The organism is Corallococcus praedator (genome assembly GCF_003612125.1).
Taxonomy (GTDB): Bacteria; Myxococcota; Myxococcia; order Myxococcales; family Myxococcaceae; genus Corallococcus; species Corallococcus praedator.
This window is the reverse complement of record NZ_RAWI01000338.1, coordinates 1-10,362: the sequence shown is the minus strand read 5'-3', so window position 1 is coordinate 10,362 and position 10,362 is coordinate 1. Positions and strand designations below refer to the sequence as shown.

The 10,362-nt window shown below is 70.4% G+C and carries 9 protein-coding genes and 1 pseudogene; 6 read left to right on the top strand and 4 right to left on the bottom strand.

The annotated features are described in order from the left end of the window. The first annotated feature begins 118 nt into the window (after positions 1-118). The 4 genes from D7Y13_RS31505 to D7Y13_RS31490 all read left to right on the top strand — a co-directional run bounded on the left by D7Y13_RS31505 (position 119) and on the right by D7Y13_RS31490 (position 5,645). Entirely contained in the window at positions 119-595 is a 477-nt protein-coding gene (locus D7Y13_RS31505) for a YqaA family protein (protein ID WP_370451739.1), read from the top strand. A 202-nt stretch (positions 596-797) separates the two neighbouring features. Beyond that, on the top strand, positions 798-2,507 hold the full coding sequence (locus D7Y13_RS31500) for a lamin tail domain-containing protein (RefSeq protein ID WP_370451738.1): 1,710 nt from the start codon (positions 798-800) through the stop codon (positions 2,505-2,507). A 192-nt stretch (positions 2,508-2,699) separates the two neighbouring features. Continuing rightward, a complete protein-coding gene (locus tag D7Y13_RS31495; RefSeq protein WP_120534608.1) occupies positions 2,700-3,320 on the top strand; it encodes a glutathione S-transferase family protein in 621 nt (206 codons plus the stop codon). A gap of 135 nt (positions 3,321-3,455) precedes the next feature. Further along, a complete protein-coding gene (locus D7Y13_RS31490; protein ID WP_120585653.1) occupies positions 3,456-5,645 on the top strand; it encodes a dipeptidyl-peptidase 3 family protein in 2,190 nt (729 codons plus the stop codon). Positions 5,646-5,658: 13 nt separating this feature from the next. Here the strand turns inward: D7Y13_RS31490 and D7Y13_RS31485 are convergent, their stop codons facing one another. Then, positions 5,659-6,837 (bottom strand): AI-2E family transporter, encoded by a 1,179-nt coding sequence (locus D7Y13_RS31485; protein ID WP_120534606.1) that lies wholly within the window; start codon positions 6,835-6,837, stop codon positions 5,659-5,661. Positions 6,838-6,988: 151 nt separating this feature from the next. Here D7Y13_RS31485 and D7Y13_RS31480 point away from each other — a divergent pair, with 151 nt between their 5' ends. Beyond that, entirely contained in the window at positions 6,989-7,405 is a 417-nt protein-coding gene (locus D7Y13_RS31480; protein ID WP_120585652.1) for a DoxX family protein, read from the top strand. A gap of 6 nt (positions 7,406-7,411) precedes the next feature. On the opposite strand, the gene D7Y13_RS31475 is transcribed toward D7Y13_RS31480, so the two are convergent. Then, positions 7,412-8,680, bottom strand: coding sequence for a threonine/serine exporter family protein (locus D7Y13_RS31475; RefSeq protein WP_120585655.1), 1,269 nt, complete (start codon positions 8,678-8,680; stop codon positions 7,412-7,414). Positions 8,681-8,824: 144 nt separating this feature from the next. Here D7Y13_RS31475 and D7Y13_RS31470 point away from each other — a divergent pair, with 144 nt between their 5' ends. Then, entirely contained in the window at positions 8,825-9,631 is an 807-nt protein-coding gene (locus tag D7Y13_RS31470; RefSeq protein WP_120534604.1) for a pseudouridine synthase, read from the top strand. 66 nt (positions 9,632-9,697) lie between these two features. Here the strand turns inward: D7Y13_RS31470 and D7Y13_RS31465 are convergent, their stop codons facing one another. Then, positions 9,698-9,910, bottom strand: a complete 213-nt coding sequence (locus D7Y13_RS31465) for a hypothetical protein (protein WP_120534603.1) — start codon at positions 9,908-9,910, stop codon at positions 9,698-9,700. Positions 9,911-10,045: 135 nt separating this feature from the next. Then, a pseudogene (locus D7Y13_RS31460) lies at positions 10,046-10,362 on the bottom strand (hypothetical protein); the annotation flags it as partial.

Genomic DNA, 10,362 nt, shown 5'->3' with positions numbered 1-10,362 from the left:
CTCCACGGCCGCCCCCGGGGACGGACACCCCGTGGCCCTGGAGGGCAGGGCGGCGGGCGGGGCCCGACACGGCGGACAAGACGAACGGCCAGCCCAGGGTGTATGGCCCGCCTCACCCATGCCCGTGCCCGAGCCGACCACGCTGTCCACCTGGGGCCTGCCCGGGATGTTCTTCGTCGCGATGCTGGCGGGCTCCGTGGTGCCGGTGCCCTCCGAGGCGATGCTCGCCGCGCTCATCTACAACGGCACGCCGCCGGTGACGGCCACCGTGGTCGCCACCGTGGGCAACGTGCTGGGCGCCCTGACGCTCTACATCCTGGGGCAGTGGGTGTCGCGCGGCGGAGGTGGGCCCGTGGGGCGCTGGATCGCGCGCAGGCGGGCGAAGGAAGGCCCCCGCATGGCGCGCACCGAGGAAAAGCTGCGCACCTGGGGCGCCCCCGCGCTCCTCATGTCGTGGCTGCCCATCCTGGGTGACGCGTTCGTCCTCGCCGGCGGTTTCGTGGGCGTGCGCCCCGTGCCGTTCATCTTCTTCGTCACCCTGGGCAAGGGCATCCGCTACGCGTTCGTAGCGCTCTCCACCACCGCCGCGATGTAACTGTAACAATGTGTAATACAGCGCCCGGCCCCCGAGTCGCGGGTGACCGTTGGCCGTCGGTTCACGCAACGTTTCAAAGTTTGTGACGGATAAACGCGCAGGGCGTCGTGTACGCGGAATACTGCGTGCGCGGCGCTGCCGTGACGTCCCAGACCCCCTACGGCTCCTGGTTCTTCCGGGAGCAGGATGAAACACCGTGAGCCTGAAACAAGACCTCTTCCGGCGGCCTGCCGCCTCCTGGCGAACGTGGTCGTTCTCGCTGTTGTGCGCGGCGCTGGCCGCGTGCGGCGGGACGGAGGCGTCGGAGGAGACCGCGCCCGAGCTGGCGACGCATGAGGATGGGCTGGCCAATGTCCGCCTGCGGCTGATGGCGGCCAATCTGAGCAGCGGCACCGGCCAGGACTACGACCCGGGCCACGGCATCCGCATCTTCCAGGGCACCGACGCCGACGTCGTGATGATCCAGGAGTTCAACTACAAGACGGACTCCGCGGCGGACATCCGCAGCTTCGTGGACACGGCCTTCGGCACCGGCTTCTCGTACTACCGCGAGGCCGGTGCGCAGATCCCCAACGGCATCATCAGCCGCTACCCCATCATCGCCGCGGGCGAGTGGGACGACACGCAGGTGTCCAACCGCGACTTCGCGTGGGCGCGCATCAACATCCCGGGCCCCAAGGACCTGTGGGTGGTGAGCGTGCACCTGCTCACGACGAGCTCGGGCACGCGCAACACGGAGGCGACCAACCTGGTGAAGTTCATCAACGCCAACGTGCCCGCCGGGGACTTCCTGGCCATTGGCGGTGACTTCAACACCGGCAGCCGGAGCGAGGCCACCTTCAGCACCTTCTCCAGCGTGGTGTCCACGGCGTCGCCGTATCCGGCGGACCGCAATGGCAACACCAACACCAACGCGGGCCGCAGCTCGCCGTACGACCACGTGCTGGTGGACAGCGACCTGCGCGCCTATCAGACGTCGGTCGTCATCGGCTCCAGCACCTTCGCCAACGGCCTGGTCGTGGACACGCGCGTGTACTCGCCCATCTCCGACATCTCTCCCGCGGTGTCGGGGGACAGCGGCGCCTCCGGGATGCAGCACATGGGCATCATCAAGGACTTCCTCGTCCCGGGGGATGGCACGACCTCCAGCTCCGTGACGGTGCTGTCGCCGAATGGTGGTGAGAGCTGGACGGGTGGTTCCTCGCGCACCATCACCTGGACGTCGTCCGGCATCTCCAACGTGAAGGTGGAGTATTCGCTGAACGGCTCCACCTGGACGGCCGTGACGACCAGCACGAGCGCGGCCTCCGGGAGCGTGGCGTGGACGGTGCCCGGCAGCGCCAGCACCAACGCCTGGGTGCGGGTGAGCGACGCGAGCGACGCCGCCCTCAACGACCTGAGCAACAGCGCCTTCGCCATCACCACCGGCGGCTCCGGCGGCACCGGGCAGGTGTTCATCAACGAGGTGCTGCTGAACGAGGCGGGCTCGGACGTGAACGGGGAGTTCGTGGAGCTGGTGAACACCGGCACGGCGGCGGTGGACCTGAGCGGCTACACGCTGTCGGACAGCGCCAGCGTGCGGCACACCTTCGCGAGCGGCACGACGGTGGCGGCGGGCAAGGCGGTGGTGGTGTTCGGTGGCGCGTCGGGCATTCCGGCCGGCACGGTGGGCGCGGTGGCCGCGTCCACGGGCACGCTGGGCCTGTCGAACAGCGGTGACACCGTGACGCTGAAGAGCGCGTCCGGCACGACGGTGGATTCGGCCACCTTCGCCTCGGGGCTCGCGGGCACGGACGGCGTGTCCGCCAACCGCAGCCCGGACGCGAGCGCCAGCGCCAGCTTCGCGCTGCACACGGCCGTGTCCGGCACGGCCAGCTCGCCCGGCAAGCGCGCGAGCGGTTCGGCGTTCTAGAAGGCTTCGGTGGGACCCGGGCCGGGAAGTGTCGCCTCCACGGGCGGCCTTTCGGGCCCGGTTTTTTTTGGGCGGGCGGCCCGGGGGCGGTCCGTTGATGAACACCGTGCGCGAGGACCGCGACGGGGCAGGGGCGAACTGGGAGAGTGGCCCCGTGTGGCGTCCCGGATGCGGACGCGAGGAGCCCGTCCCATGCTGAAGGTCCATCACCTCAATGAATCGCGCTCGCAGCGCATCCTCTGGCTCCTGGAGGAGCTGGGGCTGGACTACGAAATCGTCCGGTATCAGCGGGACCCGAAGACGCGGCTGGCCCCGCCGGAGCTCAAGGCCATCCATCCGCTGGGCAAGTCGCCGGTGGTGGAGGACGACGGCCGCATGCTGGCCGAGTCCGGGGCCATCATCGAGACCCTCATCCGTCGCCACGGCAAGGGGCGGCTCGCGCCCGCGCCCGAGGACCAGGACGCGTACACGTACTGGCTCCACTTCGCGGAAGGCTCCGCGATGCTGCCCATCATGCAGCGGCTCTACGTGAAGCGGCTGGGTGACGCCGGAGCGCCGCTGATGCCGCGCATCGACTCGGAGCTGAAGAACCACCTGGGCTACATGGAAGGCGTGCTCCAGGGCCGCGAGTTCCTGGTGGGCAACGCGCTGACGGGCGCGGACCTGCAGAACAGCTTCGTGCTGGAGTCCGCGCGCGCGTTCCGGCTGCTCGGGGAGTATCCGAACCTGACGGCCTACCTGGACCGCCTGCACGCGCGCCCCGCCTACCAGCGCGCCGTGGAGAAGGGCGGCCCGTACGCGCTGGGCCGTTGAACAAGGCGCTCCCCGCTCCGTCTGCCTGAAGCATGAACATCCCGTGCGCCCGTGAGGGGGCACGGGCGCGCGCGGCTTGAGTCCACCCCGCGCGCGCGATAGCCACGTCCCCGGTCACATCCCCCTGGAGCCTCCATGAAGCCCCTGCTGCTGGCCGCCGTCCTCGCCGCCGCGCCCTCCACGCCGCCGTCCGTGGCGCCCGCCACGTCCAAGCCGGCGCCCGCCCAGGTCGCGCAGCCCAGCCTCACCGTGCCTGGGGGGAAGTTCCTCCGCGCCCGCTCCGGCAACACCGCCGTCGCGCAGATGTTCGCGCCCGGCGTCGCGGAGCTGTCCGCCCAGGAGAAGCGCGTGGCGTGGTCCCTGACGCTCGCGGCGCACGCGGGCGAGGACATCGCGTACGACCAGCTCGGCTGGAAGCTGGTGCCGGCGAAGCGGCTGCTCGAGGGCGCCTGGCTCTTCGGCCGGGATGCCCGGAGTGAAGCGTCCGGCTTCGACGCGAAGCTGGCGGAGTACCTGATGCGCTTCTATGGCCATGGCGGCAACCACGACAGCACCACCGGCCAGAAGTTCGTCCCGGGCTTCACCGCCGAGCAGCTCGACGCGGCCGCCACGCGCGCCCTCGCGGCCGGCGCTCCCTATCCGGTGAAGGACGAGGCCTCGCTCAAGGTCTGGCTCCAGGAATTGAAGCCCACCCTCTTCGACGCGGCCTTCGAACCGCAGCTCACCTCCAAGGCGCCGCCCCCGGGGCAGGACCTGCTCACCGCTTCCTCCAACACCGCCTATGGCCCCGGCGTGACGTTGAAGGACCTGGAGGGCTTCCAGGAGAAGTACCCGCTCAACTCCCGCGTGGTGAAGGAGAACGGCAAGCTGGTGGAGCAGGTGTTCCGCGCCGGCACGCCGGACGGCAAGGTGAAGCCGGGGCTGTACGCGAAGGAATTGTCGCGCGTCATCGCGCACCTCCAGGAGGCGATGAAGTCCGCGGAGCCCGCGCAAAAGGCCTCGCTGGGCAAGCTGGTGCGCTACTTCCAGACGGGCAGCCCCAAGGACTGGGACGCGTACAACATCGCGTGGCTCAAGGTGGATCCGAAGGTGGACCTCAACCTGGGCTTCATCGAGACGTACGTCGACCCGCGCGGCCACAAGGGGCAGTGGGAAGGGCTCATCAACTACCGCGACGCGAAGGAGAACCAGATCATGGAGCTCATGGGTCGCAAGGCCCAGTACTTCGAGGACCGGCTGCCCTGGCCCGCGCAGTACCGCCGCAAGAAGGTCGCGCTCCCGGTGGCCAAGGCCATCAACTTCATCACGGCCTACCCGCAGCCGCCCGCGGGCATCAACCTGCCCAACGAGCAGCACGTCCGCGAGAAGTACGGCAGCAAGAGCGTGATGGTGACCAACGTGATGGAGACCGCCTCCGCCGTGACGCGGCTGCCCCTGGCGCTGGAGTTCTCCCGCACGGCGGAGGACCGCGAGCAGGCGCGGAAGTACTCCGTCACCGCGCGCAAGTGGTTGGTGGCCTTCCACGAGGTGCTGGGCCACGCCTCCGGGCAGGTGGACGCGAAGCTCAAGGGCCAGTCCCCGTCCGTCTTCCTGAAGGAATACGACAACACGCTGGAGGAGGCGCGCGCGGACCTGGTGGCGCTGTGGCACGCCTTCGACCCGGCGCTCGCGGAGCTGTCGCCGGACCACGAGGCCATCGCGAAGCAGATGTACCGGGACTTCCTGGTGGAGGGCCTCACCAACCTGCGCCGCGTGGAGACGGGCAACGCGTTCGAGGAGGACCACCAGCGCGGCCATCACATGACGGTGACGTTCCTGGAGGAGAAGGGCGTCGTGAAGCCGGTGGTGGAGGACGGCCGCACGTACCTCACCGTTCCGGATTACGCGAAGATGCGCGAGGCGGTGGGCGAGCTGCTCTCGCGCCTGATGGTCATCAAGGCCACCGGGGACTACGAGGGCATCCGCGCGCTGGTGCAGCAGAAGGGCATCCACTTCGACCCGAAGCTGCGCGACGAGGTCGCCCGCCGGGTGAAGGCCGTGGACGTGCCCACGGTGGTGCTGTTCAATTCGCCGCGCGTGGTGCCGGTGCTGGACGCGAAGGGCACCGTGGTGGACCTGAAGGAGGACTCCACCCAGGCTTTCGTGGATCAGCACCTGGAGCGCAGCCTGCTGGGACAGCTGTCGCCCGCGGAGGCCCGGACCGTCGCCCCGAAGCTGGCGGCGTCGCCGGACGCGCTGCGCGAGGCGTTCCGCGCGCTGGGGGCCGAAACGACTTCGGCGCCGCCCACCACGAAGGGGGCCGCGCCGAAGAAGTCCACGCCCTGAAGCGTCAGGGGCTTCAGTGCTTGGGCGGGAGGTTCACGTCGGTGATGGCCTCCCCCGACTCCGACGTGAGCACGATGCGCCGGTCCTCCGGGTCCACCGGAGGGCCGCCCGGGGTGGCCGGGTCGCCCAGGCGGGGGTTGGGCCGGCCGTAGTCGCGCTCGAAGATGCGCACCACGGAGAGGAAGAAGGCGACGATGAGGGGCCCCAGCAGCAGGCCCACCGCGCCGAAGGCCGCGAGTCCGCCGAGCAGCGCGAAGAAGATGATGGCGCCATGCTGGTTCATGCCCTTCTTCGCGAGCAGCGGCTTGACGACGTTGTCCACCAGGCCCACCACCACCACGCCCCAGATGGCCAGGAAGAGCGCCGCCCAAGGGTGCCCGCTCAAGAACATCAGGCCCGAGGCGAGCAGCACCACCACCGCCGCGCCCACGGCGGGGATGAGGGCAAAGAAGAAGGTGAGGCCCGCGAAGAACAGCGGCGCCGGCACGCCCACGATGATGAAGCCCACCAGCGCGGCCACGGCCTGCACGCCCGCGGTGGCCACCGTGGACACGAGGACGGACACGGACGTGCCCCGGAACTCGCGCAGCAACTCCCGCGTCTGGCCGCGCCGCAGCGGGGAGACGCTCTCCACCCACTGCACCAGCCGGTCGCCGTCGGTGAGGAAGAAGAAGAGCGCGATGAGCATCATCGTCGCCTGGAGCACCAGGGTGCCCGTGGCGGCCACCGCGCCCGTCACGGCCTTCGCCGCCGTGCCGCCCTGGCTCGTCACCTGCTCCTGGAGCTTCTGGTCCAACTGCTCCTGCTCCAGGGGGATCCGTTCGATGAGGCTGCTCACGGGCCCCCGGAGGCCGCTGGGGAGCTTGTTCACCAGCCCGTCCATGCCGTCCTTCTGCACCGTCTGCGTCACGAAGCGCGCGCCCTCGGACACCTCCGCGACGACGAAGGCGGTGAGGCCGCCCAGGGGCAGGAGCAGCGCCAGCAGGATGCCCGACACGATGAGGCCCGCGGACACGTTGCCGTGGCCTCGCAGCCGCCGCTTGAGCCGGTTGTGCAGGCCGTGGAACGTGCCGGCCAGCACCGCCGCCAGGAAGAGCGCCTCCGCGAACGGTCGGATGACCAGGCACAGAAGGAGGATGGACAGCAGGATGAGACCGACGAAGACGCGGCGCGCTACCTGATCAGAGGCCATGGCCTCCCGAAGTTAAGGAGCCTGCCCCTCCCCCGGGAGCCCGCCCGGTCGGAATGTTGCAGGCGGAATTCCCCCCGGGGAGGCCACTGGAAGCCTGCCCGCCTGCTCGACGGACTTGGGGGCGGCGAAGGGGACGGTAGAGTGCGGCGCCATGCCGCCCTTCGACTCCGCCCGCTTCACCCTCTGGCTTCCCCAGCTGCTGTGCGCCGCCTTCCTGGCCATCCTCTTCCTGCAGTCCGGCCTGGACAAGGTCGTGGACTGGAAGGGGAACCTGGGGTGGCTCACCGGTCACTTCGCGAAATCGCCCCTGAAGGGCGTGGTCACGCCGATGCTGGCGGTCATCACGCTGATGGAGCTGGCGGCCGGTGCGCTGAGCGCGGCGGGCGCGGTGGCGCTCGTGGCCACGGGCAGTCCGTTCCTCGCGTACCTGGGAGCGGTGCTGTCGGCGGTGTCGCTGCTGGCGCTGTTCTTCGGCCAGCGCATGGCGAAGGAGTACGCGGGGGCGGCGGTGCTGGTGCCGTACTTCGTCGTGGCGCTCGCGGGCGTGTACCTGCTGCGCCTTTCGTAGCTCGCTTCAGAGCACCTTGCGCGGGGGCATGATGGCGTTGGCGGACAGCAGGCCCGCCGCCAGCGCCACCGCGACGAGCAGCATGGAGAAGGCGGTGTCCACGCCCGCCACCACGTCGCGCTCCAGCAGCGAAGCGAGGCTGCGGAAGCCCACGCTGCCGGGGACGAGCAGCATCAGGCCCGGCACCACGGTGGTGACGGACGGACGGTTGCGAAGCCGCGCCAGCGCGTTGCTGCCGATGCCCAGCAGCAGCGCGCCGACGAAGGCCCCCAGCTGCGGCCCCAACAGCAGCGTCCCCAACCGGGCGCCTCCGAACGCGGCGGCGCCGGCCAGGGCAATCCATCCCCAGTCGCGTGGGCGGGCGCGGAAGAGCACCGCGATGGCGAAGCCCGCCACGACGAGCGCCGCGACGGCGGTGCCAGTCGGCAGCACGGTGGGCAGGGGACCGACGGGCAGTGGGGGCAGCACCGTGGCCACCCGGCTGCCCAGGGCCGCGCCGAAGCCCAGTTGGAGGAACACCAGCGCGGCGTGCGTGAGGCGCGACGTGCCGGAGATGAGGTTGCGCGTGGCGACCTCATTGACGGCGATGGTGAGCGTGAGCCCGGGCAACAGGACGATGAGGCCCGCGAGCGTGGCCACCTCTCCGTGGAGGGGACCGAAGTAGTGCGCGGCGATGCCCGCGAACGCGGCGGACAGCACGGCCGCCACGGGCTCCAGCACGCGCGCGGTGGTGGGCTGCTTGCGCGTCGCCAGGTCCACCAGCCCGATGCAGAGGCTGCTGAAGCCCGCGACGCCCATCTCCTTCCAGCCGCCCCCGAAGAGGATGGCGGCGGAGGCGCCGGCCAGCATCCAGCAGAGCAACTGGAGGGCCGGGCCGTAGCGCTGGGGCCGGGCGAGGATGGCTTCCACGCGCGTGGCGCCCTCCGAGGGCGTGAGGCGCCCCTGGATGACGTCGTCCGCGAGCATGTCCAGGAGGATGAGGCGCTCCAGGTCCATGTCGCCGGGCTCCACGCGGATGAGGCTGGTGCGCAGGTCCTCGGGCGGGCCGAAGGAGGCGAAGATGGAGGTGGGCGTGGAGAAGAAGCGCGCCTCCAGGCCCAGCCGCTCGCTCACCCGCTGCATCAGCCCTTCCAGGCGGTGGGCGGGCGTCCCGTGGCGGTGCAGGGCGTGGCCCAGGCGCAGCACGAAGGCCACGGCGGGGCCGGGAGGCGGCGGCGCGAGCGCGGCGAGGAGTTCGGGCGGGGCTTCGGCGGTTTCGGAGGGACGCGTGGACACGGCGGCGCGCACATGCGCAGAGCCGTCAGGGCGAGTCAAACGGCGCCGCAAGCCCTCCTGCTCGCCCTCATATGCCCGCCAGGCCTGGAACCCCCAGGGCGTCACGCATCTGATACAGCGGGCGGCAACCCTGGAGGAGGGTGCATGGCGCGCAAGCAACGGACACCGCGATGGTTGGAGGCCGCGAGGCGGCGGGGGCCGGGCGTGCCCGAGGGCGCGCGGACGGACTGGCTGACCCGGGCCCTGGGCCGGGCCGGCGTGCTGCCGCGCGCGGAGGCCGAGCAGGCCATCCGCGACGGCCGGGTGGAGGTGGATGGCCGCGTGCAGACGGACCTCTTCGCGCCCGTGCGGCCGGAGTCCCGCGTGCGCCTGGATGGCGTGGAGCGGGCCCTGACGTCGCGGGTGTGGGCGCTGATGTTCCACAAGCCCGCGGGGCCGGTGGTGCACGGCTCCGACCCCGAAGGCGTGGGCACCGTCTTTGAGCGGCTGCGCGCGGTGCTGCCCCCGGAGCTCGCCGGCTTCGAGTGGTACGCCGTGGGCCGCCTGGACCGGGACACCACGGGCCTGCTGCTCTTCAGCAACGACGAACAGTTCGTGCGGCACGCGACGGCGCCGGAGACGCACCTGCCCAAGCGCTACGTGGCGCGCGTGGAGGGCCTGCCCACGGAGGAGACGCTGGGGCGGCTGCGGATGGGCCTGGAGCTGGAGGACGGTCCCACGCGGCTGGCGGGCGCGGCGCTGCGAGAGCCGGACGTCGTGGTGCTCACGCTCACCGAGGGGCGGCACCACCAGGTGAAGCGGATGCTCGAAGCGGTGCGGCACCCGGTGCTCACGCTGCATCGCGAAGCCGTGGGAGAGGTGGTGCTGGATGTCCCGGAAGGCGCCTTCCGTCCGCTCACGGACGCGGAGGTGGCGGAGGGCCTGGGCTTCTCCGGTGCCGCCTGGGATTGAAAGGGGCAGGTGCTCCCCCAGCCCATCCCAGGCGGTGATGTCGCTGGCTTCAATGGAATGGACTGCTCACTCCGCCAGTTCGCAGATGTTGCGCACGCAGCAGTTCCAACAGACGGTGTGGCTCTGTCCGCCGCTCGTACATTCGTAAACGCAGCGCGCCATCTCCTCCGTGATGCCAGGCACGGGAGCATCCTTCGCGGGACTGGATGCCGTGGCGGACGCGCCTCCGACGAGCAGACCGAACATGAACACGCTCGCGGTGATCAACTTCCTCTTCATCTTGGAGTCCTTTGGAGTCGCGCCCTGGGGGTGGGCGCGGCGCCAGCATATCCCATGTCTGATTTGTCTTTCCATGCAGGCCTTCCCGCACGGATGGGGAAATCCAACAGTCGGGAGGCCCCTGGTGGGAAACGCTTACTGCTGTTCGCGAAGGATTGCAGTGACGCGCGAACGTTGAGGATGGCTTTGGGGGGCCAGGGTCAGGAACCGGGCGTAATGCCGCTGGCTCAGCGCGAGGTTGTCGAGCCTGCCATGGAGGTAGCCCAGCGAGAGCTGGCAATCCGCGAACTGGGGATGGCGGTCGGCGCAGCGCGCGGCCTGCTCCATGGCTTCCGTGTAGCGGTTCTGGGTGATCAGCTTCTCGACGAGTTCGTGCAGTTGGCTGGCTTCGCTGGGAGCCACGACCTGGGCAGGTACTGCCTTGGGGACGGGCTTCGGGGTCGGAGTCGGGG